The 24,297-nt window shown below is 65.1% G+C and carries 23 protein-coding genes and 2 pseudogenes; 19 read left to right on the forward strand and 6 right to left on the reverse strand.

Annotated elements, in window-relative coordinates:
* The first annotated feature begins 67 nt into the window (after positions 1–67).
* The 3 genes and pseudogenes from purD to BN1188_RS21560 all read left to right on the forward strand — a co-directional run.
* Positions 68–1,357, forward strand: a complete 1,290-nt coding sequence (gene purD, locus BN1188_RS03635) for a phosphoribosylamine--glycine ligase (RefSeq protein ID WP_040259959.1) — start codon at positions 68–70, stop codon at positions 1,355–1,357.
* Positions 1,358–1,480: 123 nt separating this feature from the next.
* The gene (locus BN1188_RS03640; protein WP_040259960.1) at positions 1,481–4,261 is read left to right on the forward strand and encodes a hybrid sensor histidine kinase/response regulator; all 2,781 of its coding nucleotides are present in this window, start codon (positions 1,481–1,483) and stop codon (positions 4,259–4,261) included.
* A 63-nt stretch (positions 4,262–4,324) separates the two neighbouring features.
* A pseudogene (locus BN1188_RS21560) lies at positions 4,325–4,390 on the forward strand (MarC family protein); the annotation flags it as partial.
* Between the two features lie 5 nt (positions 4,391–4,395).
* On the opposite strand, the gene BN1188_RS03645 reads toward BN1188_RS21560, so the two are convergent.
* The 6 genes from BN1188_RS03645 to cobG form a co-directional block, all read right to left on the reverse strand.
* Complete coding sequence (locus BN1188_RS03645) at positions 4,396–5,055, reverse strand: hypothetical protein (protein ID WP_040259961.1); 660 nt, start codon at positions 5,053–5,055, stop codon at positions 4,396–4,398.
* A 54-nt stretch (positions 5,056–5,109) separates the two neighbouring features.
* Positions 5,110–5,814 carry a hypothetical protein gene (locus BN1188_RS03650; RefSeq protein ID WP_040259962.1) on the reverse strand — a complete coding sequence of 235 codons (705 nt, stop codon included), beginning with the start codon at positions 5,812–5,814 and terminating at the stop codon, positions 5,110–5,112.
* A gap of 78 nt (positions 5,815–5,892) precedes the next feature.
* Positions 5,893–7,602: a precorrin-3B C(17)-methyltransferase gene (gene cobJ, locus BN1188_RS03655; RefSeq protein ID WP_040259964.1), complete on the reverse strand. Its 1,710-nt coding sequence runs from the start codon at positions 7,600–7,602 to the stop codon at positions 5,893–5,895.
* Positions 7,599–8,330 carry a precorrin-2 C(20)-methyltransferase gene (locus tag BN1188_RS03660; protein ID WP_040259965.1) on the reverse strand — a complete coding sequence of 244 codons (732 nt, stop codon included), beginning with the start codon at positions 8,328–8,330 and terminating at the stop codon, positions 7,599–7,601. Before BN1188_RS03660 ends, cobJ begins: the two co-directional genes overlap by 4 nt.
* Positions 8,327–8,953: a precorrin-8X methylmutase gene (locus BN1188_RS03665; RefSeq protein WP_040259966.1), complete on the reverse strand. Its 627-nt coding sequence runs from the start codon at positions 8,951–8,953 to the stop codon at positions 8,327–8,329. The genes BN1188_RS03660 and BN1188_RS03665 overlap by 4 nt, the downstream gene beginning before the upstream one ends.
* Positions 8,946–10,271 (reverse strand): precorrin-3B synthase, encoded by a 1,326-nt coding sequence (cobG, locus tag BN1188_RS03670; RefSeq protein ID WP_040259967.1) that lies wholly within the window; start codon positions 10,269–10,271, stop codon positions 8,946–8,948. Before cobG ends, BN1188_RS03665 begins: the two co-directional genes overlap by 8 nt.
* A 113-nt stretch (positions 10,272–10,384) precedes the next feature.
* Here cobG and BN1188_RS03675 point away from each other — a divergent pair, with 113 nt between their 5' ends.
* The 16 genes and pseudogenes from BN1188_RS03675 (at position 10,385) to BN1188_RS03750 (ending at position 24,241) form a co-directional block, all read left to right on the forward strand.
* Positions 10,385–11,596, forward strand: a complete 1,212-nt coding sequence (locus BN1188_RS03675) for a bifunctional cobalt-precorrin-7 (C(5))-methyltransferase/cobalt-precorrin-6B (C(15))-methyltransferase (protein ID WP_040259969.1) — start codon at positions 10,385–10,387, stop codon at positions 11,594–11,596.
* Positions 11,589–12,689 carry a cobalt-precorrin-5B (C(1))-methyltransferase gene (locus BN1188_RS03680; RefSeq protein ID WP_040259971.1) on the forward strand — a complete coding sequence of 367 codons (1,101 nt, stop codon included), beginning with the start codon at positions 11,589–11,591 and terminating at the stop codon, positions 12,687–12,689. Before BN1188_RS03675 ends, BN1188_RS03680 begins: the two co-directional genes overlap by 8 nt.
* Positions 12,686–13,423: a cobalt-precorrin-6A reductase gene (locus tag BN1188_RS03685; protein WP_040259972.1), complete on the forward strand. Its 738-nt coding sequence runs from the start codon at positions 12,686–12,688 to the stop codon at positions 13,421–13,423. The genes BN1188_RS03680 and BN1188_RS03685 overlap by 4 nt, the downstream gene beginning before the upstream one ends.
* A 72-nt stretch (positions 13,424–13,495) precedes the next feature.
* Positions 13,496–13,978, forward strand: a complete 483-nt coding sequence (locus tag BN1188_RS03690) for a copper chaperone PCu(A)C (protein ID WP_040259973.1) — start codon at positions 13,496–13,498, stop codon at positions 13,976–13,978.
* Positions 13,979–14,389 carry a DUF2946 domain-containing protein gene (locus tag BN1188_RS03695; RefSeq protein ID WP_040259974.1) on the forward strand — a complete coding sequence of 137 codons (411 nt, stop codon included), beginning with the start codon at positions 13,979–13,981 and terminating at the stop codon, positions 14,387–14,389.
* 114 nt (positions 14,390–14,503) lie between these two features.
* Entirely contained in the window at positions 14,504–15,868 is a 1,365-nt protein-coding gene (locus BN1188_RS03700) for a PepSY-associated TM helix domain-containing protein (protein ID WP_040259977.1), read from the forward strand.
* A gap of 288 nt (positions 15,869–16,156) precedes the next feature.
* Positions 16,157–17,422, forward strand: a complete 1,266-nt coding sequence (gene urtA / locus BN1188_RS03705) for an urea ABC transporter substrate-binding protein (protein WP_040259979.1) — start codon at positions 16,157–16,159, stop codon at positions 17,420–17,422.
* A 63-nt stretch (positions 17,423–17,485) separates the two neighbouring features.
* Positions 17,486–19,020 (forward strand): annotated as a pseudogene (gene urtB, locus BN1188_RS03710) (urea ABC transporter permease subunit UrtB).
* Positions 19,020–20,099: an urea ABC transporter permease subunit UrtC gene (gene urtC / locus BN1188_RS03715; RefSeq protein ID WP_040259981.1), complete on the forward strand. Its 1,080-nt coding sequence runs from the start codon at positions 19,020–19,022 to the stop codon at positions 20,097–20,099. The pseudogene urtB and the gene urtC overlap by 1 nt, the downstream one beginning before the upstream one ends.
* A complete protein-coding gene (gene urtD, locus BN1188_RS03720) occupies positions 20,096–20,962 on the forward strand; it encodes an urea ABC transporter ATP-binding protein UrtD (protein ID WP_040259983.1) in 867 nt (288 codons plus the stop codon). Before urtC ends, urtD begins: the two co-directional genes overlap by 4 nt.
* A gap of 40 nt (positions 20,963–21,002) precedes the next feature.
* Positions 21,003–21,701, forward strand: coding sequence for an urea ABC transporter ATP-binding subunit UrtE (gene urtE, locus BN1188_RS03725; RefSeq protein WP_040259984.1), 699 nt, complete (start codon positions 21,003–21,005; stop codon positions 21,699–21,701).
* 10 nt (positions 21,702–21,711) lie between these two features.
* Positions 21,712–22,551 carry an urease accessory protein UreD gene (locus BN1188_RS03730; protein ID WP_040259985.1) on the forward strand — a complete coding sequence of 280 codons (840 nt, stop codon included), beginning with the start codon at positions 21,712–21,714 and terminating at the stop codon, positions 22,549–22,551.
* 14 nt (positions 22,552–22,565) lie between these two features.
* Complete coding sequence (ureA, locus tag BN1188_RS03735) at positions 22,566–22,868, forward strand: urease subunit gamma (RefSeq protein WP_040259987.1); 303 nt, start codon at positions 22,566–22,568, stop codon at positions 22,866–22,868.
* A gap of 9 nt (positions 22,869–22,877) precedes the next feature.
* A complete protein-coding gene (locus BN1188_RS03740) occupies positions 22,878–23,399 on the forward strand; it encodes a GNAT family N-acetyltransferase (protein WP_040259988.1) in 522 nt (173 codons plus the stop codon).
* Between the two features lie 3 nt (positions 23,400–23,402).
* Entirely contained in the window at positions 23,403–23,939 is a 537-nt protein-coding gene (locus BN1188_RS03745; protein WP_040259989.1) for a GNAT family N-acetyltransferase, read from the forward strand.
* Positions 23,936–24,241 carry an urease subunit beta gene (locus BN1188_RS03750; RefSeq protein WP_040259991.1) on the forward strand — a complete coding sequence of 102 codons (306 nt, stop codon included), beginning with the start codon at positions 23,936–23,938 and terminating at the stop codon, positions 24,239–24,241. Before BN1188_RS03745 ends, BN1188_RS03750 begins: the two co-directional genes overlap by 4 nt.
* Positions 24,242–24,297: the final 56 nt, after the last annotated feature.

Below are 24,297 nucleotides of genomic sequence, written 5' to 3' on the forward strand. Positions count from 1 at the left end.
TCGCCTGTAGGCGCGGGCAGGGCCCGCAAGCCTGAAAGGCACCGACGTTCGAATTCGAGGTTTTGACATGAAGGTTTTGATCATCGGCAGCGGCGGGCGTGAGCATGCCCTGGCCTGGAAAGTAGCCCAGGACCCACGCGTGCAAAAGGTATTCGTGGCGCCCGGCAATGCCGGTACCGCGACCGAGGCCAAATGCGAGAACGTCGCCATCGACGTATTGGACCTCGAGCAACTGGCGGACTTCGCCGCGCAGAACGTGCAACTGACCATCGTCGGCCCGGAAGCCCCTCTGGTCGCCGGCGTGGTGGACCTGTTCCGCGAGCGCGGCCTGGACTGTTTCGGGCCTACCGCAGGCGCGGCCCAGCTGGAAGGCTCCAAGGCGTTCACCAAGGACTTCCTCGCTCGCCACGCCATCCCCACCGCCGCCTACCAGAACTTCACCGAGATCGAACCGGCCCTGGCCTACCTGCAAAAGCAAGGCGCGCCCATCGTGATCAAGGCCGACGGCCTGGCCGCGGGTAAAGGCGTGATCGTGGCCATGACCCTGGAAGAAGCCGAAGCCGCCGTGCGTGACATGCTCGCCGGCAATGCCTTCGGCAACGCCGGGTCGCGGGTGGTGATCGAAGAATTCCTCGAGGGCGAGGAAGCCAGCTTCATCGTGATGGTGGACGGCCAGAACGTGCTGCCGATGGCCACCAGTCAGGACCACAAGCGGGTAGGCGATGGCGATAGCGGCCCGAACACGGGTGGCATGGGTGCCTATTCGCCTGCACCCGTGGTCACCGACGAGGTGCACCAGCGGGTGATGGAGCAGGTGATCTGGCCAACGGTACGGGGCATGGCCGCCGAGGGTAATACCTATACGGGCTTCCTTTACGCGGGGCTGATGATCGACAGCCAGGGCAACCCTAAGGTGATCGAGTTCAATTGCCGCTTCGGCGACCCTGAAACCCAGCCGGTCATGCTGCGCTTGCAGTCCAGCCTGGTTCTGCTGGTGGAGGCCGCCCTGGCCAAGGCACTGAACAAGATCGAAGCCCAGTGGGATCCGCGGCCTAGCCTGGGCGTCGTGCTCGCGGCGGGCGGCTACCCGGGCGACTATGCCAAGGGTGATGTGATCCAGGGCCTGGACGCGGCGGCTGCGCTTCCTGGCAAGGTGTTCCATGCCGGTACCGCGCTGGTCGACGGCCAGGTGATCACTGCTGGCGGCCGGGTGCTCTGCGCCACCGCTTTGGGCGAATCCGTGGGAGCAGCGCAGCGCCAGGCCTACGAACTGGCTGCGAAGATCGACTGGAAAGGCGGCTTCTACCGCCATGACATCGGCTATCGCGCCATTGCCCGCGAGCGCGCAGAAGGCTGACCGACAGTGCCGCCCCTTGCGCGCAAGCGCCGGGGGCAGGCCCGCTATCCGACACCCCGCCAACCTGTCCGGCGCTGGGGCGGTTATACTCAGTCCATGCTTATCCAGGACAGGGACTTCCCCGTGCACCGGCTCAGGACTGCCTTACTCATTATCGTCGGGCTGCTGTTCGTTTGCCTGCGGCCTGCTTTTGCCGACCAGGGCAGTGGCTGGTCGGTACTGGTCGACGACCAGGCCGGCCTGCAGGTCAGCGACGTTCGCTCCGAGCGCTACCAAAGCCAGTTCGCGCCCGTCGAGCTGCACGAACTCAATGCCGCCCCCGCGCACAGTGCCCTCTGGCTGCATTACAAGCTGATGCCTTCAGCCCATGAACAGGTTATCCGCCTGTTCGCGCCGGACTTGTCCAAGTTCGACCTCTTCGTTTTCACCGACGACCAGCAACTTCTGCACACCCGTACCGGCTACGACGGTCCAGGCAGCGTGCCGCCGCCACGCAGTGGTGACCTGCTGCTACCCATACCGCTGAGCCAGGCTCCGGTAGACCTCTACCTACGCCTGGTTTCCGAGCATCAGGTTCGCCCCGGCGTAAGCCTGGAACCCGCCATCCAGGTAGCTTCCAGACAGGGGCAGACGCTACTGTTCGGCTTGCTGCTTGGCTGCATGATCATGCTCATCCTGCACAATTTCGCTCGTTATGCACTGAGCCATTCGGCCAGTAGCCTGTGGCTGGGCGCCTGCCAGGCCATGATCCTGGCGAGCGCGATGATTCTGGTGAATCTGGGCAGCCCCTGGCCTATTCCATGGAGCCCGGCACGCACGCCCGCCGCCTATTTCGCCATGCTCCTGGGCGCGGAATTCGCCCTGGTGTATACGCTGCGCTTTTTCGCGGCCAGGCCCTCCCCTCGCCTGCAACGCATGGTGATCAGCCTGATCGGTTTGATTGCGCTATGCGGCCTGTTGTTGCTGTTCGTCGACACCCTGCCCTTGAATCTGGTCGCCTACGCCGCCGTGGCGGTAACCTGCCTGTGCATGCTGTTGGTGTCAGCCAGTCACTGGTACCGAGGCTACGCGCCCGCCCGGCTGTTCACCCTGGCCATGTCGCTGTGCAGCTTCGGTTTCCTGGTGGTGCTGCCGGCACTGCTGGTGCTTACCCGAACCCCGGTCCAGTGGCTGATCTTCGGCATGCTGGGGTGCGCGGTCTGCGGGGGAGCCATCCTTAACCTGGCACTGACCACGCGCCTGCGCCGCATCAGCGAAGACCGCTACAGCGCAAGCCGCGACCTGGCTGCCAGCACCGCGGAAACCAATGCCAAGGCCGAATTCCTGGCCAAGCTCAGCCATGAAATTCGCACTCCGATGAACGGCGTGCTCGGCATGACGGAGCTGCTGCTGGGCACTCCTTTGTCGGTCAAGCAGCGCGACTATGTCCAGACCATCCATAGCGCTGGCAACGAGCTGCTGACCCTGATCAACGAGATCCTCGACATTTCCAAGATCGAATCCGGGCAGATCGAGCTCGATGATGTGCAGTTCGATCTCAACGCATTGATCGAGGAGTGCCTGAACATCTATCGGGCCCGAGCCGAACAGCAGAACGTGGAGCTGATCAGCTTCACCCAGCCGCAGGTGCCCAGGGTCATCAGCGGCGACCCGATGCGCTTGCGCCAGGCGCTGCTGGCCATGCTGGACAACGCCCTGAAGAAAGCGGCCGGCGGCGAGGTATTGCTTGCAGCCGCCCTGGACCAACGCAGCGGCCCGCCCCGCCTGCGCATCGCCGTGCAGGACAGCGGCGAAGCCTTGCCAGCGCCGGAGCGCGATGTCCTGCTGCATGGCGAGTTGCGCAGCCAGGATTTGCTGACGACCAACAAGCCAGCCAGCGGGCACCTGGGATTGCTGATCGCCCGGCAGTTGATCACCCTGATGGGCGGCGAGTTTGGCATCAAGAGCGGCGCCGAACAGGGCAATACCTTCTGGCTGACCGTACCGCTGGACCCGCAACGTATGGAGCAGAACATCCAGGACCTGGACAGCAGCCTCAGGGACGCTCGCGTGCTGGTAGTCGACGACAACGATACCTGTCGCAAGGTGCTGGTACAGCAGTGCAGCGCCTGGGGCCTGAACGTGAGCGCCGCCTCTTCTGGCAAGGAAGCCCTGGCGCTGCTCAGGACCAAGGCTCACCTGCGCGACTATTTCGACGTTGTCTTGCTGGACCAGAACATGCCGGGCATGACGGGCATGCAGCTTGCCGCCAAGATCAAGGAAGACCCAAGCCTGAACCACGACATCCTGATCATCATGCTCACCGGTATCAGCAATGCCCCCAGCAAGGTGATCGCCCGCAACGCCGGGATCAAGCGCATCCTGGCCAAGCCTGTGGCCGGTTATGCGCTACGCACGACCCTGGCCGATGAACTGGCTCACCGCGCCCAGGCTGAAGCCAGGCCACCGTTGTTACCAGGTGCCCAGGCTAGCTGGGAGCCGCCTGCCGTGCCTGCTGATTTCCGCATACTGGTGGCCGAAGACAACAGTATTTCCACCAAGGTGATCCGCGGCATGCTGGGCAAGCTCAACCTGCACCCGGATACGGCGAGCAATGGCGAAGAAGCCTTGCGGGCCATGAAGGCGCAGCGCTACGACCTGGTGCTGATGGACTGTGAAATGCCGATCCTCGATGGCTTCACCGCTACCCAGCAACTGCGGGCCTGGGAACTCGGCGCTCGCCGCCGACGCACTCCGGTGGTGGCCCTGACCGCTCACATCCTGAGCGAACACAAGGAGCGCGCGCGCATGGCCGGCATGGACGGGCACATGGCCAAGCCGATCGAAATGTCCCAGCTGCGTGAACTGATCGACCACTGGGTAGCCCAGCGAGACAGCAATCGCAGCGAAGTCGAGCCTAGCTGATCCCGCGAGCCAGGCCATGCCGCAGCCTGGCCCGCGCTGGTAGACTTCGCCGAAGCCACCCACATCTCCGTGCTGGGCATGGCTCAGGGGAAGTCGGCGGTGCAGACCGACAATGTGCAGCAAGATGTACGCGGCTACCTCTTGCCCGGCTGATCCACCAGCAGGCGCATGTAGCGCTCGTCCTCCCAGGGCTTGGCGAAGCGCGCTTCGATCTTCGGCAGCCAGGTAGTCTCGAACGCGCGGATACCAAAACGCACGACACTGAGCCGGCAATTGATCAAGGGTGGCGGCGCCTTTCGAGTGAAGCACCCCGGGCTGGCCTCACGCAGGTCGAGCTCTTCGTGGTAGAGCAGCATGTCCAGCACCGGGGTACCGTTGTTCAATCGCGCACGCGCGCACGGCATGATCTGGAACATCCCGTGATGATGGCGGCGGGCGTAGCGTTCGAAGAGCAACAGCCCAGGCCGATCTTGCAATAGAGCCTGAATGCCCATGGCGGCCACCTGCTGAAACCGCGGGCCATTGAGGGCCAGGGCTTCCACGGCAGTATCGAACAGTCGCTGGCGGCTGCGCGAAGGGGTATAGGGCTGCGGCGGCTGCGCATCCCAGCCCAGCCAGCGTAATTGCCGGCAGAAATGATCGAACCAGTCGCCGGCGGGATTACCTGGGTAAGCATCCCAGGCCGCCTGCTGGGCGAAGCGCAAGGCATGAATCACCGACATCCGCTCGCGCTCACTGATGTCCGTGCCGAAGGACAATAGGCCCGGGCCAAGCACCGCCGAATCATTGAGCATGATCGACCTCCTGTCATCGATGGCCCAGGGTCGATCGCGACCCTGGCCGGCGTCCTAGGCCTTGAGCAGATCCAAGTAGGTCTTTATGTTTTCCTCGGCGCGATGTCCAAGGGCCTGGGCAACCCCCTCGCGGCTGCGAGCGAACATGGCAGGCGCCATGGTCAACACCATGGACGCCTGATGCAGCCGGGCCTTATCGCTGCTCCAGTCCAACAGCAGCATGTCATGGTCATGGTGTTCGGTGGCGGCATCCACCACGCTCATGGCCAGGATGATCTCGCCCTCCGGGTCCCTGGCACAGGAGGCTACACCCATGATCGCGCCGGTGTCCGTGCGTGAGCTGTTCTTGTAAAGCTCGATGGCGTCGCCCTGGCGAGGCAACCTGGCGAGGGTTTCACCCGCCAGCGCGCTCAACACAGCGCCTGCCTGGGTACTGGCCACGGCATGCCTGACGGCGGTTTCCAGCACGTTGAGCAAGACGTTATGGAGCTTGACCGTTTGTGAGCTTTCGTTACATGCGCCGTAGCGGGCGGTCAGTGTCAACCAGCCAGTGTCGGCCATCACTGACAAGAGTCGGTTGAACCAGGCTTCGGCCTGGGTCTTCTTGTCGAAGCTTTTGTTGGCCACCAGCGTTGCCAACTGAAGGGTATTGCGGACATCTTCTCGCTCTTGAGCCGCGAGTCCCTTGCCGAAGCCGAGCAAGTTGCTGCCCATGACGACAGCCTGTTGCAGGCTGATGTCCTTGGTATCGATCTTCATGATCCCTGTCCTTTTGGTATGCCGCTGGCTCCGTCATGGAGCCAGCGAGGCGTACCCTAAGGCCGGGTAGCCATCAAGTCAGGTCAGAACCGCTTCCGCCCCAGGCGCCCGTGGGTACCAGCGGGGTGTGTAAACCCAGGGTTGCTCGCCTTCCCGAGCGATCGTGCGAGTCGTCGACGACCCCACCAGCACCATGGTGCGCATGTCGACCATCTCCGGGGTAAGCTCGCCCAAGGTCACCACGCGCAGCCGCTCCGCTGGGCGGGCGATGTCGCGCCCCAGTACCACCGGTGTATCCGGCCCGCGGTGTCGCCGTACGATATCCAGGGCCTGGCCCAGCTGCCAAGGCCGTGAGCGTGATATAGGGTTATAGAAGGCCATGGCCAGGTCGGCCTGGCCGGCCAGGTCCAGGCGGGCCTCGATGGTCGACCATGGCTTGAGGTTGTCGGAGAGCGATATCACGCAGAAGTCATGGCCCAGCGGCGCCCCAGCCCGGGCCGCGGCAGCCAGGGAAGCGGAAACGCCCGGCAGGATGGCCAGATCTACCCCATGCCAGGCGGGGTCGTCGCTGCCGTCAAGCGCTTCGAACACCGCTGAAGCCATGGCAAACACGCCGGGGTCCCCAGAAGACACCACCACCACATCACGCCCCTGGCTGGCCAGCTCGAAGGCATGCCGGGCGCGCTGGAGCTCTTCTCGATTGTCAGTGCAGTGCAGCCGCTGTTCCGGGCGGAAAGGCCCGGCCATGTTGACGTAGGTTTCATAGCCCAATATATCCTGGGCACACGTGAGCTCAGCTTGCACCGCCGGTACCATCAGGGCGCGAGCGCCCGGGCCAAGCCCCACCACTGCAAGCCGCCCGCGACGCAGCCCCAGCTCATCGGCCCGGAGTGGGCTGTCACTGACTGCTAGGCCGATACCGTCTCGTTGCAGGTGATCAGCCTCAGGCAAGGCCTGCAACAGCGCGGCCTGGGGGTCGTCCAGCTCGCAGAAGCGCAACTGAACACCCAGGGTCCTGGCCGCGGCCGCGAATGCAGGCGAGGCCATCGCCCGCCGCGGCGCCAGTAGCACAGCAAGGGCTGCTGGCGCCAGCGCGGCGGCGGCCAGGGCCTCCAGCACCCGGGCGGGCAAGTCTTCGCCAGCCGCGCCCACCGCTACCGCCACGCTGCGTGGATGGATCAGCAGCTCGCCTTCAGCCTTCGCCTGGTGGGGGCTTACCCGTACCGCCAGGTCGGCATCAACGGCCAGCGGCAGGTTGGCCTCGGCCAGCCAGGGCGCGGCGCCCTCGATGCGCAGCGAACGGCCAGCCAGCATGTCAGCCACGAAGTGCTTGCCCTGCTCCAGGTCCGCCAATACATAGCCTTCGGGAGGGCTGAGCAGGCAGGTGCCAAACCGCAATTCCCCGCTGGTGGTAATGGCTGGTGCTACCTCCAGGGCCAGGCCGATGGTCCGGGCCATCCCGTTGACCCCACCGAGACCGCCTAGCAATGGCACTACCGCGCTGCCGTCCTCGGCCACTGCCAGTACGGCCGGTTCCAGGCCTTTTTCCTCCAAAACCGGAGCCAGGCCACGAATGATGATACCCGCCGCGCACAATGCGATGATCGGATGCCCCTCCTGATACAGGCCACGCAGAGTGTCGCCGAAGCCGTGGTAGGTACGGTCCGCGCCATCGGCCCTGCCGGCCAGGCCCCAGACCTGGGCATCGGGAAGACAGTGCTGGATTCGCCTGGCCGTTGGCAGGGCCGAAGCGCCGAGCACCAGGATCACCGGATACACCGGACTCATCCGTGCCACCGTTGGCCCGGGACCACGATCAGGGAAAAATAGGGCGATGACATGGGGTCTACCTCGACCAGGGGCACGATCTTCTGGTTGGCCATGGTGGCTCGCTCCACATAGAGGGCACGTTCATCCAGGCCCAGCTCGCACAGTACCTGGCGAACCTTGGGCAGGTTGCGCCCCAGTTTCATGATCACGGCTGCCTCGGCGTCAGCCAGGCGGCGCTTGAGTTCTTCGGCCGGCAGCACACCGGACAGTACGGAAAGACTCTGGTTGCGGTACACCAGGGGCGCGCCAAGCACGGCGGCCCCACCGAGCATGGAACACACGCCCGGAATCACTTCCGTCGGGTAGCGTTGCGCCAGACGGTCATGGAGGTACATATACGACCCGTAGAACATGGGGTCGCCTTCGCAGATGACCGCCACATCCCGGCCCGCTTCCAGATGGGCCGCCACCTCCATGCTGGCCTGGTCGTAGAAGTCGGCGATCACCTGCTCATAGGACAAGGGCGCCGGCAGGGCTTCGGTCGTGACCGGGTAGACCAGGGGCAGCAGCGTCTGAGCAGACTGCAAGTGGGCCTCGATGATACCGAAGGCATTGCCTTTCTTGCCCTTGGCCACGAAATAGGCCACTACTGGCGCTTCCCGCAACAGGCGCAGAGCCTTCACCGTGATCAGCTCAGGATCCCCCGGGCCCACGCCCAGGCCGAACAGGCGTCCGGCGGCCATCATTCCACCTCCGTGGCAAGGGCATTGACCGCGGCCGCCGCCATGGCGCTACCACCCCGACGGCCATTGACGACCACGAAGGGCACTCCACGGCTATCGGCCGCCAGCATGGCCTTGGATTCGGCCGCGCCCACGAAACCCACCGGGAAGCCAAGGATCAAGGCCGGCCGTGGTGCCCCGGCATCGAGCATCTCCAACAGGTAGAACAATGCGGTGGGCGCATTGCCGATCACCACCACGCTGCCCTCCAGGTGCGGTCGCCACAACTCCAGGGCGACCGCCGAGCGCGTGTTGCCCTGGCGCTGGGCCAGGCCTGGCACTCGTTCGTCCTTGAGGGTGCAGATCACCGCGTTGTTCGCCGGCAAGCGTGCCCGGGTCACGCCCTCGGCGACCATGTGGGCATCGCACAGGATAGGCGCCCCGGTGGCCAAGGCACGGCGACCAGCCGTGCCCGCCCCGGGCGAGAATTGCAGGTCTTGCACTACGTCCACCATGCCGCAGGCATGAATCACTCGCACCGCCAGCTTTTCCAGGTCCGGCGGAACCTGGCTCAGGTCCGCCTCGGCGCGGATGGTCGCGAACGACTGGCGGTAGATCGCCTGGCCATCGCGTATGTAATCAATCATCGAATGCGCTCCGTGGGCAGGCGGCCAACTGAGCCGCTGCCTCGTGCAAAGTAAGGTCGCGTCCGACGGGTCGGCCAAAGCCTGACCCCGCGGGGTCGCGGAAAAAAAGATCGTAATGGCCGGGCCGCACTGCCAACAGGGTGGCCGGCGCGACGCTGGCCTGTGCGCAGGACCGGCCGCAGCCGCTCAGGTGTACCGGCAGCGGCCGGCCCAGCGCAGCGGCCAAGGCCAGGGCATCGGCCTTGGTGTCGGCCAGGCCTTTGGCGCAGCCGACCGAGCCGGTGCACGCCACCAGGCTGGCCAGGGGCTCGCCAGGATCGGCCAGCAGGCCAAGCTCGTGTGCCTGGGCCTTAACCGCTATAGCGCGGGCCTGGGCGACTCCAGGTATCAATAGCCCTTGCCAGGGCGTAAGTCGAAGCTCGCCGCTGCCTTCGGCCTGGGCAAGACGCGCCAGGCCCAGCAACCTGACGGCAGTCAGGCGCCCCAGCGGCGGAGCGACCCCGACCGCCACGCGATCAGGTTGCTGTTGAGCATGCAGCCCCAGGGGCGAGGGCCGTGACCGCGCCCTCACCGGGACGAGGCCCTCCCGCCGCAGGGGAACATCCAGCCCCTCGAGCAACGCAGAAACCGGGACGGTTTGCAGCAGCTCTCGCATGCGCCCCGGAACTGGCCCAGCCAGGGCAAGAAAGCGATCCAGCACGCTCAACACCAGGGCCGCCGCATGCTCGGCTGGCACAGCGGCCACCGGGCAAGTGCCAGCAATCGCACTGGCCAGCCCTAGCCCCATGTACAGGCGGCCATCGAACCAGAGCGGTGACAACCAGACGTCATGGGCATGGCGCCGCTCGGCGAGCCTCTCCCCTGCGTCCACTTGCATGGCGAACTTCGGGGAAAGTCGGTGATAGCGCGGTTGCTGTTCCAGCGCATCGAGCAAGGCCTTCGCCAAAGGCCGGGGATCCAGGGCCGCGTTTGGGTCAAGCCCCGCCATGGGGCTTAGCATCAGGTTGCGTACATCGTCGGCTGCCGGGGTCGCCGGCCCAAGCCCTGCCGCCATGAGGCCGGCGACCAGCGGGCCTTCAGCCGCGGGGGCGATACCGCGCAATTGCAGGTTGGCACGGTTGGTCAGTTCCACCATGCCACTGCCATGGCGCAGGGCGGCCTCGGCTACCTGGGTGGCAGCCGCGGCGCTCAGCGCCCCGCCGGCAAGCTTCACGCGGCACAGGCCGCCATCACGGGCCGCGACTATACGCAGCAACCCCGGGCAGGCCGAGGCGCGTGGCAAGGAAGCAGGCGGCGGGGCCGGCAATGGCTCGTTCAAAAGATCACCCGGCAATCGTCAAAAGGCACTTCTGAGCAGAAGTGCGCGGTATTATGCCTGCTTTGACCGAGGGCATGAAAATCCTGCCCGTCGGATGATCGTGAGGAACCTTCATGTTGCCCTGGCTGACCATCGTCGGTATCGGCGAAGACGGCTACCCGGGCCTGGGCAAACAGGCCCGGCGCGCACTACTGGATACCAGGCTGATCATAGGCGCGCCGCGTCAACTTGCACTGCTGCCGCCCTGCCTGAGCGCCGAACGCCTGCTGTGGCCTCGCCCTTTCAGCCTGGCCCCGGTGCTGGAGCGGCGCGGCCAGTCCCTGTGTGTACTCGCCAGCGGCGATCCCATGTTCCACGGCGTCGGCGCCAGCCTGGCCCGGCAGATTCCGGCCAGCGAATTCCGAGTGCTACCCGCGCCGTCTTCGGTGACCCTGGCCGCTGCGCGTCTGGGATGGGCTTTGGCGGAAACGGAGGTGCTGTCGCTGGTCGCGCGTCCCCTGGCCTTGCTCAATGGCTACCTTTGCGATGGCCAGCGCCTGCTTGTACTGAGCAACGACGGTCACACCCCGAGGCTGCTGGCCGCACATTTGGTAGCCGCCGGCTTTGGCCCCAGCCAGATGCATGTACTGGAACACCTTGGCGGCCCCGGCGAACGCCATGAACAGGCCAGGGCCGACGCCTGGCCGAACCATGTAGCAGCCGATCTGAACCTGATCGGCCTCGACCTGCGGGCAGCCCCAGGCGCCTCAGGCCTGGCCTCGGCGCCCGGCTTGCCGGACGACGCCTTCGCTCACGACGGCCAGTTGACCAAGCGTGACGTGCGCGCCCTGACCCTGGGCCGCCTGGCGCCTCGGCCGGGCCAGTTGCTCTGGGATGTAGGCGCGGGCTGCGGCTCCATCGGCATCGAGTGGATGCGGGCGCATCCGCGCTGCCAGGCCATTGCCATCGAAGCGGACAGCGGCCGCCAAGGGTTGATCGAGCGCAACCGCGATACCTTGGGTGTCCCTGGCCTACGCCTCGTGCCCGGCCGGGCGCCAGATGCGCTGCAAGGGCTGCCTGAGCCAGACGCGATCTTCATCGGCGGCGGCGTCACCGTCGAAGGCGTGCTGGAACGCTGCTGGGCGGCGCTCAAGCCAGGCGGCAGACTGGTTGCCAATGCCGTGACCCTGGAAAGCGAAATGGCCCTGTTCAATTGGCAAGCGCAACATGGCGGCGAGCTGCTCCGCGTCCAGGTTGCCCATGCGCGCCCACTGGGCAACTTCCAGACCTGGCGGCAGGCATTGCCCATCACCCTGCTCGACGCGATCAAGCCCGGCCATGCGTGAAGAAACCGCCGAACAGCCCAGGCCGCTACGCAGCGGCCTGACCACCGGCACCTGCGCCACCGCCACCACTCTGGCGGCCGCCACCCTGTTGCTCACCGGGGCCAGCCATGACGCGGTGTCGGTCACCCTTCCGAAGGGGCGCGTGGTCAGCCTGCGCCTGGAGTACTGCCGCCGAAGCGGCGACGGCGCTGGCGAGGCAGGCACCCTCAAGGACGCCGGAGATGATCCGGATGTTACCCATGGCGCCCTGGTTCATGCCCGGGTGCGCCTGATCGACACCCCTGGCGTGGTCTTCATGGCCGGGGAAGGCGTGGGGACCGTGACCCGCCCGGGTCTGGTGCTGGCGGTGGGCGAGCCGGCGATCAACCCGGTTCCCCGGCAGATGATGGCCGAGCATCTGGCTAGCCTGGCGGCCAACGAGGGCTACGCAGGCGGCTTCGAGGTGACCATTGGTGTACGGGACGGCGCGGCCCTGGCCCTCAAGACCATGAATCCCCGGCTTGGCATCCTTGGCGGGCTCTCTATCCTGGGCACGAGCGGCATCGTTCGGCCCTTCTCCTGCGCGGCCTATATCGCCTCGATTCATCAGGGTATCGACGTGGCCCACACCAATGGCTATACCCACATCGCGGCCTGCACCGGCAATGCCAGCGAGGACACCATCCGCCGTCTCTACGGGCTTCCGGACATCGCCTTGATCGAGATGGGGGATTTCGCCGGCGCAGTACTCAAGCATCTGCGCAAGGTGCCCATGGCGCGGCTGAGCCTGTGCGGCGGCTTCGGCAAGATAAGCAAGCTCGCCGCCGGGCACATGGACCTGCACAGCCGCCATTCGTCCATCGACTTGCCACAGTTGGCCCGGTGGGCGGCAGAGCATGGCGCCACGCCGGCGTTGCAGGCGGCCATGCGCAACGCCAACACCAGCCAGCAGGCGCTGGCACTGGCCCATGCCGACGGCGTGCCGCTGGGCGATGTGGTCTGTAGCCATGCCCAGGCCTTCGCCGGGCGCATGGTGCCAGCGGAGCTGTCGGTGGAGGTCATCGCCATCGACCGCCAGGGAGGCGTAGTCGGCCGCGCCGGAGGGCCGTGGTGATGCGAGTGCTTCTGCTGGGAGGGGTCAGTGAAAGCCTGCATATCGCCAGGCGGCTGGGGCCTGGACATTTGTATAGCCTTGCCGGCCTGGGACGGATCCCCACTGACCTGCACTGCGCGGTCAGGGTGGGCGGCTATGGCGGTGCCGAAGGCTTGGCCGGTTTTATGCGCCAGGAGGCCATTACCCTGGTAGTGGATGCGACCCATCCCTATGCGGCGCAAATGAGCCGCAATGCGGTCGAGGCCTGTGCGGCTACCCGCGTGCCCTGCTGGGCGCTACGCCGGCCCGGCTGGCAGCCGCAAGCTGGCGACCATTGGCGCGCGGTGAGCGGCTGGAACGAACTGACCGCGGCCCTTGGCGGTTTCGCGCGGCCTTTCTTTACGCTGGGAAGGGAGCCGCTGGCGCACCTAGGGGAGATTCCTGCTGAGCAGTACTGGACCCTGCGTTGCCTAGACCCCCATCCGGGCAACGAGCGTTGCCGGGTGATCGGCGCCCGCGGGCCTTTCGTTCTGGAGGACGAGCGCGCGCTCTTCCAGGCGCAGGGCTTCGATGTGCTGGTGAGCAAGAACAGCGGCAGCGGCGCCACCGAACCCAAGCTGCAGGTCGCCCGCGAGCTTGGCCTCCCTGTGTTGATGCTGGCCCGGCCCGAATTGCCGAAGGCAGACCGTGAGTTCGATGTCACCGCTGCCTTGCTGGCTGCGTTGGCCGAGCTGGGAGCGCTTATCGACAGATAGCATCCGGATTTTGTAGATCCATCGCGGTTCTGGCTAAATACCCCTCACTTTCCTGCTCACGGACCCGACTCCATGCCCTCGCTCTGGCGCGCACTGCCCCTCCTTTGTGGCCTGGTCTCATCTTTCCTTGCTCCCTTGACCCAAGCTGGAGACTACCAGGCCGGGACGCTTCAGGTGGTGATGCCCTGGTCCCAGCAACTGCCCCCCAACGCACCGACGGCGGCCGTCTATTTCACCCTGCGCAACCAGGGCTCCGCAGATGACCGCCTGGTAGGCGTGGAAACGCCGATGGCCACCGAGGCGCAGATGCACCAGCATGTGGGGGCCGATGGCATGATGAAAATGCAGCAGGTGGACAGCGTGATCGTCCCGGCCAGTGGCCAGGCTCGCTTCGCCCCCATGGGTAACCATGTGATGCTGCTGGGCCTGCAGAGCCGCTCTCATTTGGTGGAGGGCGACAGTTTCCCGCTCACTCTTCGCTTCCAGCACGCTGGCGACCTGCAGGTTCAAGTACAGGTGCTGGCCACGCCTCCCAGCGATAACGGCTCGCGCTAGGTGCGCCTGCGCAGGCAACGGTCGCACGGCGCGGGGCTGTGGGTCAGCCTGTTCGCCATGCTGATGATCTTCATCGGCCCCCTGGTGTCCCAGGCCATGCCCATGAATCATCCAGCCAGGATGCCAGGCGTCGACATGACCGAGCATTCCGGCATGATCGTGGCCCAAGACCATTGCCAGGTATCCGCCAGTTCCGGAGCGGACACCAAGCTCCATGGCCTGTGGGAGCGCTGCGGCTATTGCAGCCTGTTCTGCCATTGCCCTGCCCTGCCCCAGACCCTTGGTTTCAGCACCCATACCGTGCCGGCCGGGACGCTGCGGCTGTTGGTCCAGGTGCGCCAGGGGCATGGCCTGCGCCCTGTCTTCCCCGGCGCCCGTACTCGCGCGCCACCCGCCGTTCCACTTGCCTGACCTTCAACACGTGCATCCGCCCATTCGCGGCGCCAGGTAAACGCGGGCTCCTGCCCACGGTTCCGGCAGCCGCTGTGGGCCGCACGGCTGATCGCTTATCTCGTGGAGTTCGCCATGCGTGTTTCTTTCTATAACCTGGCCTGGCGCTGGCATTTCTATGCCGGCCTGCTGGTAGCCCCGGTAATGATCATTCTGGCCGTCACTGGCATCATCTATCTGTTCAAGCCACAACTGGACCCTCTGCTTTACCCGCAACTGATGCGCGTGCAGGCCCAGGCTCAGCCCTTGCCGGCCGACGCCTTGCTGGCCCAGGTTCGGGATGCCTATCCGCATGCCAGCATCGATCAATACCTGCCGCCGGCCACGGCCGACAGCAGCGCTCAGTTCATCCTCGCCCAGGACGGCCGCAGCCTGAGCCTGTTCCTCGACCCCTACAGCGGAGCGTTGCTGGGCACCCAGGATGCCTTCTACAACCTGCAAGCCATGGCCCGTGCTCTGCACGGGGAACTGCTGATGGGCAAGGTGGGCGACGCCATCGTGGAATTGGCGGCCGGATGGGGCGTGGTGCTGGTCATCTCCGGGCTTTACCTCTGGTGGCCGCGAGGCAAAGGCGCAGGCGGTGTGCTCTGGCCCCGCCTGGCCAGCCGTGGGCGTCTGTTCTGGCGCGACCTGCATGCCGTGGTCGGCTTCTGGGGCTCGCTGGGCCTGCTGTTCATGTTGCTGACCGGGATGACCTGGACCGGTATCTGGGGCAAGCAGTACGCCGAGCTGTGGAACCGCTTTCCGACCGGCATGTTCAGCGAGGTGCCATTGTCAGATGTGAAGGCGCGCAACCTGAACCAGGCTGAGCGGCAGACCGTTCCCTGGGCGGTGGAAACCATGCCCATGCCAATGAGCGGCGGCGCCCACGCCGAGCACATGGGCCATGGCGCGCCAGCCGGCGGGCCGGCGGCGCCACAGGTGAGCCTGCAGACAGTGGTGGACACGGCCGAGCGGGCCGGCGTGCATCCCGGCTATAGCGTGACCTTTCCAAAAACCGATACCGGTGTCTATACCGTGGCGGTGTTCGCCGATGACCCGCGTAACGATGCCACCCTGCACATTGACCAGTACACCGGCCGTGTCCTGGCGGACGTGCGCTACGCCCAGTATGGCCCTGTCGCCCGGGCCACCGAGCTCTCGGTGATGCTGCACGAAGGCAAGATGTTCGGCCTGGCCAATCAGTTGGTGGTGCTGCTGATCTGCGTGATGGTGCTGCTAGGGTCGGTCAGCGGCCTGGTGATCTGGTGGAAACGTCGGCCCGCCAGAGGGCTAGGCGCGCCACCCCTGCGTCATGATCTTCCGCTGTGGAAAACCGCCGTGGCGGTCATGGCCGTGATTGGCGTCCTGTTCCCCCTGGTCGGCGCCTCGCTGCTCCTGGTCGCGGTGCTGGAATATGCCGTGCTGCGTTGGTGGCGCAAACCTGTCGCGGCGGCTTGAACCAGGCGCTGTAGGCCATGCGTAAAACAGCCCCAGTTGGCGAATGGATCGGTCCGTTCGCCAACGGGCTCACATTCTCCTGACGTTCTCTGCGTTCGGCACTACAAAGGCGCACAGCGTCGCACCATGCCCAGCCCTGGGCCCCACCCTGGCGCACTGGCCGCGCTCGGCGACCTGTCAACCTCCACATCCCTGGGCCGTTTCACCTGTCAGGCACACGCCTTGCAAAGACCCGTTCAGGAGCACGCTACGCCTAAAACCAAAAGACCAGAGCACTGGAGATAGCACATGAAGCGCCGCAGTTTGCTAAAGGCTTTTACCCTCTCGGCTTCCGTAGCCGCGATGGGCTTGACCTGGACTGTCCAGGCCGCGGAAACCATCAAGGTTGGCATTCTGCATTCGCTGTCGGGGACCATGGCGATTTCCGAAACCTCGCTCAAAGACATGGCCTTGATGACCATCGATGAGATAAACAAGGCCGGCGGGGTGAACGGCAAGCAGCTTGAGCCGGTGGTAGTGGATCCGGCTTCCAACTGGCCGCTGTTCGCCGAGAAGGGTCGGCAACTGCTTACCCAGGACAAGGTAGCGGTGGTCTTCGGCTGCTGGACCTCGGTATCGCGCAAATCGGTGCTGCCGGTGTTCGAAGAGCTCAATGGCCTGTTGTTCTATCCCGTCCAGTACGAAGGCGAGGAGATGAGCCCCAACGTGTTCTACACCGGGGCGGCGCCCAACCAGCAAGCGATTCCCGCCGTGGAATACCTGATGAGCGAAGACGGCGGCGCGGCCAAGCGCTTCTTCCTGCTGGGCACGGACTATGTCTATCCGCGCACCACCAACAAGATCCTGCGGGCCTTCCTGCATTCCAAGGGCGTCGCCGACAAGGACATCGAGGAGGTGTACACCCCCTTCGGTCATAGCGACTATCAAACCATCGTGGCCAATATCAAGAAGTTCGCCGCCGGCGGCAAGACCGCGGTGATTTCTACGGTCAACGGCGACTCCAACGTTCCCTTCTACAAAGAGTTGGCCAACCAGGGGCTCGAAGCCACGGAAGTCCCTGTGGTGGCCTTCTCCGTGGGCGAAGAGGAACTTCGCGGCATCGATACCAAGCCCTTGGTAGGCAACCTTGCCGCCTGGAACTACTTCGAATCCGTCGAGAACGATGTGAACAAGAAGTTCGTGGCCGACTGGAAAGCCTATGCCAAGGCCCACAACCTGCCCAACGCCGATACCGTGGTCACCAACGACCCCATGGAGGCCACCTACGTCGGCATCCACATGTGGGCGCAGGCAGCGGAAAAAGCCAAGTCCACGGATGTAGACAAGGTTCGCGAAGCCATGGCCGGGCAAACCTTCAAGGCGCCGTCCGGCTTTACCCTGACCATGGACAAGACCAACCACCACCTGCACAAGCCCGTGATGATCGGCGAGATCCAGGACAATGGTCAGTTCAACGTGGTGTGGCAGACCAAGGAGCCCATTCGCGCCCAGCCTTGGAGCCCTTATATTCCGGGCAACGACAAGAAGCCGGACCACCCCGTCAAGAGCAACTGATCCACAGCCTAAGGCGCCACGGCCCTGCCTCCCTGCAGGCGCCGTGGCACAAGGAAAAGCCTGATGCGTATCTACCCCGTGCTGTTGCTGCTCGCCACGCTGCTGCCGTTGCCCGCCCTGGGCAGCGATGCGGGTGATTTCGTTGGCGCCGACACTTCAGGCCAGGCCAGGCTGCTGGAAACCTGGGCCGCCCAACCCGTACCCGGGCGCTTGCCGCTGTTGCAGGCGCTGCAGGATGGCCGCCTGGCCGCCGATAGCGACAAGCACCCCTTCATTGACAATCAGGGAACGCTGGAAGGCATAGACACCCCGACCCCCACAACCGTCTGCGTGGGCTGCTGAACAATGCCCTGGCCAGCCACCAGCTATTGTCCGCCGATGACGATCAGCGCCTGGCCGCAGCCCAGCAACTGCAGCGCAGCGCATTGCCTGCCCAGCTGGACGCGCTGCGGCACCAATACGAAGGCGAGCCCTCCGCACCTGTGAAGGCGGCCCTCGGCCTGGCGCTGGCGAACCTGCAACTGACCGACCCGGATGCTCAGGTTCGCCTGCAAGCCGTACGGCTGCTGGGTGACAGTGGCGACCCCGCCGCCCGAGGCCGCTTGCAAGGCCTGCTGGAGCCTGGCGCAGAAGCCGACCCCGGTGTACGTACCGCTGCTCAGACCGGCCTGGTGCAAGTGGAACGGCAATTACGGATCGGCGAACTGCTGGGGCAGGCGTTCAGCGGCCTGTCCCTGGGCTCGATCCTGCTCCTGGCCGCCCTCGGCCTGGCAATCACTTTCGGCCTGCTAGGCGTGATCAACATGGCCCATGGCGAAATGCTGATGCTCGGCGCCTATACCACCTATGGCGTGCAGACGCTGTTCCAGCATCACGCCCCGGCCGCTTTGGCCTGGTATCCCTTGCTGGCCCTGCCGGTGGCCTTCCTGGTCACCGCCGCCATCGGCATGGCTCTGGAACGCACCGTGATTCGCCACCTCTATGGTCGGCCGCTGGAAACCCTGCTGGCGACCTGGGGCATCAGCCTGATCCTCATCCAACTGATTCGCGTGCTGTTCGGCGCGCAGAACGTCGAGGTGGCCAACCCCGGATGGCTCTCCGGGGGGGTTCAGGTACTGCCCAACCTGGTACTGCCTTACAACCGTCTGGTCATCATCGGCTTCTCGCTGTTCGTGGTGGGCCTGACCTGGCTGCTGCTGAACAAGACTCGCCTTGGCCTGAACGTACGCGCCGTGACTCAGAACCGGGCCATGGCCGCCTGTTGCGGCGTACCGACCGGCCGGGTAGACATGCTCGCCTTCGGCCTGGGCTCCGGAATCGCCGGTCTGGGCGGCGTCGCCCTGAGCCAGATTGGCAACGTCGGGCCCGACCTGGGCCAGAGCTACATCATCGATTCGTTCCTGGTGGTGGTGCTCGGCGGGGTCGGACAACTGGCCGGGAGCATTTGCGCGGCCTTCGGCCTGGGTATCGCCAACAAAGTGCTGGAACCCCAGATCGGCGCGGTGCTAGGCAAGATTCTCATCCTGGCGCTGATCATTCTGTTTATTCAGAAACGCCCACAAGGGCTGTTCGCACTCAAGGGCCGGGTGATCGACTGATGAACCAACCTCTGATGCTCGCCGTGGCCCGCAAGGCCGGGCCACGCGTGTCCTGGGCCGTCGGCGTCTCGCTGCTGCTGGTATTGCTGGCGCTGCCCCTCTTGTCTCTGTTGCCGGAGGCCCACCCTCTGCAGGTATCGGCCTATACCTTGACCCTGGTGGGCAAGATCCTGTGCTATGCCATAGTCGCCCTTGCCCTGGACCTGGTCTGGGGCTACGCCGGGCTGCTTTCCCTGGGGCATGGGCTGTTCTTTGCCCTGGGCGGCTACGCCATGGGCATGTACCTGATGCGCCAAGCCGCCGGCGATGGCCTGCCGGCCTTCATGACATTCCTTTCCTGGAGCGAGCTGCCCTGGTATTGGGCAGGCACCGAGCACTTCCTCTGGGCCTTGTGCCTGGTGGTGCTGGCGCCCGGCTTGCTGGCGCTGGTGTTCGGCTTCTTCGCGTTCCGCTCGCGGATCAAGGGTGTGTATTTCTCCATCATGACCCAGGCCCTGACGTTCGCCGGCATGCTTCTGTTCTTCCGCAACGAAACCGGCTTCGGCGGCAACAACGGCTTTACCAACTTCCGCACCTTGCTGGGTTTCTCCATTACCAGCCAGGGCACTCGGGCAGTGCTGTTCCTGCTGACCGTGGCGCTGCTGCTGGCCAGCCTATGGCTGGGCTGGCGCCTGGCACGCAGCAAGTTCGGCCGGGTGCTTACCGCGCTGAGGGACGCGGAGAACCGCCTGATGTTCTGCGGTTACGACCCACGCGGCTTCAAGCTGTTCGTCTGGGTATTGAGCGCAGTGCTGTGCGGCCTGGCCGGCGCCCTCTACGTGCCTCAGGTAGGCATCATCAACCCGAGCGAGATGTCACCCACCAACTCCATCGAGGCGGCGGTCTGGGTAGCCCTGGGCGGGCGCGGCAGCCTGATCGGCCCCCTGCTGGGCGCAGGCCTGGTCAATGGCATGAAGAGCTGGTTCACCGTGGCCTTTCCCGAATACTGGCTGTTCTTCCTGGGCGCCCTGTTCATCCTTGTCACCCTTTACTTGCCCAAGGGCGTGATCGGCCTGCTCAGAAAGCGAGGTGACGCATGAGAACCCTTCCCACCCCAGCCTTCATGCTTGAGCCTGCCCTGGACCCGCACCCCAACCGCGATGCCGGCACCAGCCGCGACGCCCTGGGTCTGGGCGCTGCCGCGGCTACCGGCCTGGATACCCGGCACGGCACCATCCTTACCCTGGAAGACATCAGCGTCAGCTTCGATGGCTTCAAGGCGCTCAATAGCCTGAACCTGTACATTGGAGTCGGCGAGCTACGTTGCATCATCGGCCCCAACGGAGCGGGCAAGACCACCTTGATGGATGTGATCACAGGCAAGACCCGCCCCACGGCGGGGCGGGCCTGGTTCGGAGAAACCCTGGACCTGACCCGCCTGAGCGAGGTACAGATCGCCCAGGCCGGCATAGGCCGCAAGTTCCAGAAGCCGACCGTGTTCGAAGCCTTGACCGTATTCGAGAACCTGGAGCTGGCGCAGAAAACCCATAAGTCTGTCTGGGCAAGCCTGCGCGCGCGGCTCAGCGGCGAGCAACGGGACCAGATCGAACATACGCTGCAAATGATCCGCCTGACCGCCTCGGTCAACCGGCCCGCCGGATTGCTATCCCATGGGCAGAAGCAGTTCCTGGAAATCGGCATGCTACTGATGCAGGACCCACAACTGCTGTTGCTCGACGAACCAGTGGCGGGCATGACCGATGCCGAAACCGAATTCACCGCCGAACTGTTCAAGGGCTTGGCCGGCCAACGTTCTCTGATGGTGGTCGAGCATGACATGGGCTTCGTGGGTAGCATCGCTGACCAGGTCACTGTGCTTCACCAGGGCAGCGTACTGGCCGAGGGCACCCTGGAAGAGGTGCAGGCTGATGAGCGCGTGATCGAGGTGTACCTGGGGCGTTGATCGCGCCAGTCAACTGCCGGTTCATCCATAAGGACAACCCATGCTGCAAGTTTCCGAGCTTCACCAGTATTACGGCGGCAGTCATATCCTGCGCGGGCTGTCATTCCAGGCGCGCATCGGCGAGGTCACCTGCCTGCTGGGCCGCAATGGCGTGGGCAAGACCACCCTGCTGCGCTGCCTGATGGGCCTGCTACCGGCCAAGGAAGGCAGCGTGCACTGGGAGGGCCAGGCCATTACCCCCTTCAAGCCGCACCAGCGAGTGCAAGCCGGCATCGCCTACGTACCCCAGGGCCGGGAGATCTTCCCGCGCCTGACCGTGGAGGAAAACCTACTGATGGGGCTGTCCCGCTTCCCGGCAGGCCAGGCGCGGCAAGTTCCGGCCTTCATTTACGAACTCTTCCCGGTATTGCTGGACATGAAGCACCGCCGTGGTGGCGACCTGTCTGGCGGCCAGCAACAGCAGCTGGCCATCGGCCGCGCCCTGGCCAGCCAGCCGCGCCTGCTTATTCTCGATGAGCCTACCGAAGGCATTCAGCCCTCGGTCATCAAGGAAATCGGCGCGGTCATCCGGCGGCTGGCCGCACGAGGCGACATGGCCATTCTGCTGGTGGAGCAGTTCTATGATTTCGCCGCCGAGCTGGCAGATCAGTACCTTGTCATGTCCCGAGGCGAGATCGTGGCCCAGGGCCGCGGGTCGGAGATGGAAGCCAATGGCGTTCGCGGTTTGGTGACGATCTAAGCCCGCGCCCATGAACCTGCCTGCCAATCCCAGCCTGTTCGTTCCCCAGTGGAACGCCGAACTCGACCTGGCCTACGCCCGGGTCGGCGATACCACACGGCCTACGCGGCGCCGTCACCTTGGCCCCCTGCGGGTGCAGAAACACCTCTACCCCGAGGGGCCCGAGGTGTGCCAGCACATCATCATTCACCCCCCGGCCGGCATCGCTGGCGGCGACCGTCTGACCCTGGCGGCCCAGGCCGGTCCGGGCGCCTGGGCACAGCTCACCAGCCCAGGAGCGGCCAAGTGGTACCGTGCCGAGGTGCCAGCGCGGCAAAGCCTCGAGCTGAGCGTGGCGCCAGGCGCTACCCTGGAGTGGCTGCCGCAGGAAACCCTGGTGTTCAGCGGCGCCCAGGCGCACCTGGATGCCCGCATCGACCTGCACGGGGATGCCCGCCTGTGCTACTGGGACGTGGTCGCACTGGGACGGCCTGCCAGTGGCGAAGCCTTCACCTCGGGCTATTTCCAGGCGGCGCTGGATATTCGCCGCGACGGCGAGCTTATCTGGCACGAACGCCAGCGCCTGCCGGGGGGCGATCGCCTGCTCCACTCCCCCATAGGCTTGCGCGGGCAGCCCGTGTTCGCCACCCTGATCATCACCGGCCAGGCCGACCCGGCCTGCCTGGAAGCCTGTCGCGCGTTACCTTGCCAAGGTCAGGGTGATCTTACCCAACTGCCCGGGCTGGTCATCGCCCGCTGCCTGACCGGCGAGGCCCTGGATGCACGCGACTGGCTGATCCGCCTCTGGCGCCTGCTGCGCCCACAACTTCTAGGCCGGGACGCGGTTCCTCCGCGGATCTGGACCACCTGACCGAGGTAACGCTCATGGACCTGACGCCCCGAGAGAAAGACAAACTGCTTATCTTCACTGCGGGCCTGGTAGCCGAACGGCGCCTGGCCCGCGGCCTGAAGCTGAATTACCCCGAGGCCATCGCCTACATCAGCGCCGCCTTGCTCGAGGGCGCGCGCGATGGCCGGACCGTGGCCGACCTGATGCACTTCGGTACCACGCTGCTGACCCGAGACCAAGTGATCGAGGGCATTGCCGAGATGATTCCGGAAATCCAGGTCGAAGCCACCTTCCCCGACGGGACCAAGCTGGTCACCGTGCATCAGCCGATCGCCTGAGAGCCGACAATGACCATTGAAATTCGCGATGCCTCGCCAGCGGACCTGCCTGGCATCCTCGAGATCTACAACGACGCGGTAGCCAATACCACGGCGATCTGGAACGAACAATCCGTGGACCTGGCCAACCGCCAGGCCTGGTACGACCTACGCCAACAGCAGCGTTATCCGATCCTCGTCGCGGTCAGCGAAGGCCAGGTATTGGGCTACGCGTCCTTCGGTGACTGGCGGCCATTCGAAGGCTTCCGCCACACGGTGGAAAACTCGGTGTATGTGCGCGACGGCCAGCGCGGCCTCGGGCTCGGGGCGAAGCTACTCGCTCCCTTGCTCGAGCGCGCCCGGGCCTGCGGCAAGCATGTGGTGGTCGCCGCGATCGAAAGCGGCAACCAGTCCTCGATACGTTTGCACCAGCGTCATGGCTTCCAGGTTACCGGCCAGATGCCACAGGTCGGCGTGAAGTTTGGCCGCTGGCTGGACCTGACCTTCATGCAATGCATTCTCAATCCAGGTGCCTGCCCGCCTCAGGAGTAAGCCATGAACCCTGCCCAGCTGCGCCGCGTCACGCTCGAGAGTTTTGCCCATTACCGCCCCGGCCTGGTGGAGCTGCTGCTCGACGCCGTAGCCGACGGTGCCTCTATCGGTTTCCTGAACGACCTGGACAGCGCGGCGGCCACGGATTACTTCAATTCGCTGTCTGTCGAGATCAGCCAGGGTGACCGCTTGCTCTGGGTGGTGGTGAAGAACGAAGCAGTGGTCGCCAGCGTCCAGCTGGCGCTGTGCCAGAAACCCAACGGGCGCAATCGTGCCGAAGTCCAGAAACTGCTGGTGCGCACCGATTGCCGGCGCCATGGCCTGGGCAGCCAATTGATGACCGCGCTGGAAAGCGAGGCTCGCCACCTCAAGCGGGGACTGCTGTTCCTCGATACCGAAACCGGCTCGCCAGCCGAGGACTTCTATCAGGGGCTCGGCTACCAGCGCGCTGGCCAGATCCCCGACTACGCCTGTTCTCCGGACGGCACCTACCGCCCCACTTCGCTCTATTTCAAGCTCCTGCAAGGACCACGCTCATGATTCCTGGCCAATACCGCATCGAGGCGGGCGAGATTGAACTCAATGTGGGCCGTCGCACCCTCAGCTTGCGAGTCGCCAACCAAGGCGACCGTCCCATTCAGGTAGGCTCGCATTTCCACTTCTTCGAAACCAACGACGCGCTGGCTTTCGACCGTGATGCCAGCCGCGGCATGCGCCTGAACATCCCCGCCGGCACCGCTGTACGTTTCGAACCTGGGCAAAGCCGGGAAGTCGAGCTGGTGGAGTTGGCTGGCCTGCGCCGGGTATACGGCTTTGCCGCACGGGTAATGGGCGACCTTTGAGCGGCAAGCTGCAAGCGACGAACTTGTTAAAACCTGAAGCTTGAGGCTTGAGGCTT

The organism is Pseudomonas massiliensis, from assembly GCF_000826105.1.
GTDB lineage: Bacteria > Pseudomonadota > Gammaproteobacteria > Pseudomonadales > Pseudomonadaceae > Aquipseudomonas > Aquipseudomonas massiliensis.

What these genes read in the sequence shown, in the direction of transcription:
- urtC (WP_040259981.1), top strand. Translation starts at nt 19,020, where the DNA reads ATGAACCAACCTCTGATGCTCGCCGTGGCCCGCAAGGCCGGGCCACGC.
- BN1188_RS03750 (WP_040259991.1), top strand. Translation starts at nt 23,936, where the DNA reads ATGATTCCTGGCCAATACCGCATCGAGGCGGGCGAGATTGAACTCAAT.
- urtE (WP_040259984.1), top strand. Translation starts at nt 21,003, where the DNA reads ATGCTGCAAGTTTCCGAGCTTCACCAGTATTACGGCGGCAGTCATATC.
- urtD (WP_040259983.1), top strand. Translation starts at nt 20,096, where the DNA reads ATGAGAACCCTTCCCACCCCAGCCTTCATGCTTGAGCCTGCCCTGGAC.
- BN1188_RS03700 (WP_040259977.1), top strand. Translation starts at nt 14,504, where the DNA reads ATGCGTGTTTCTTTCTATAACCTGGCCTGGCGCTGGCATTTCTATGCC.
- BN1188_RS03690 (WP_040259973.1), top strand. Translation starts at nt 13,496, where the DNA reads ATGCCCTCGCTCTGGCGCGCACTGCCCCTCCTTTGTGGCCTGGTCTCA.
- BN1188_RS03660 (WP_040259965.1), bottom strand. Translation starts at nt 8,330, where the DNA reads ATGATGGCCGCCGGACGCCTGTTCGGCCTGGGCGTGGGCCCGGGGGAT.
- BN1188_RS03675 (WP_040259969.1), top strand. Translation starts at nt 10,385, where the DNA reads ATGTTGCCCTGGCTGACCATCGTCGGTATCGGCGAAGACGGCTACCCG.
- BN1188_RS03745 (WP_040259989.1), top strand. Translation starts at nt 23,403, where the DNA reads ATGAACCCTGCCCAGCTGCGCCGCGTCACGCTCGAGAGTTTTGCCCAT.
- BN1188_RS03730 (WP_040259985.1), top strand. Translation starts at nt 21,712, where the DNA reads ATGAACCTGCCTGCCAATCCCAGCCTGTTCGTTCCCCAGTGGAACGCC.
- BN1188_RS03680 (WP_040259971.1), top strand. Translation starts at nt 11,589, where the DNA reads ATGCGTGAAGAAACCGCCGAACAGCCCAGGCCGCTACGCAGCGGCCTG.
- purD (WP_040259959.1), top strand. Translation starts at nt 68, where the DNA reads ATGAAGGTTTTGATCATCGGCAGCGGCGGGCGTGAGCATGCCCTGGCC.
- cobJ (WP_040259964.1), bottom strand. Translation starts at nt 7,602, where the DNA reads ATGAGTCCGGTGTATCCGGTGATCCTGGTGCTCGGCGCTTCGGCCCTG.
- BN1188_RS03740 (WP_040259988.1), top strand. Translation starts at nt 22,878, where the DNA reads ATGACCATTGAAATTCGCGATGCCTCGCCAGCGGACCTGCCTGGCATC.
- BN1188_RS03650 (WP_040259962.1), bottom strand. Translation starts at nt 5,814, where the DNA reads ATGAAGATCGATACCAAGGACATCAGCCTGCAACAGGCTGTCGTCATG.
- ureA (WP_040259987.1), top strand. Translation starts at nt 22,566, where the DNA reads ATGGACCTGACGCCCCGAGAGAAAGACAAACTGCTTATCTTCACTGCG.
- urtA (WP_040259979.1), top strand. Translation starts at nt 16,157, where the DNA reads ATGAAGCGCCGCAGTTTGCTAAAGGCTTTTACCCTCTCGGCTTCCGTA.
- BN1188_RS03665 (WP_040259966.1), bottom strand. Translation starts at nt 8,953, where the DNA reads ATGATTGATTACATACGCGATGGCCAGGCGATCTACCGCCAGTCGTTC.
- BN1188_RS03645 (WP_040259961.1), bottom strand. Translation starts at nt 5,055, where the DNA reads ATGCTCAATGATTCGGCGGTGCTTGGCCCGGGCCTATTGTCCTTCGGC.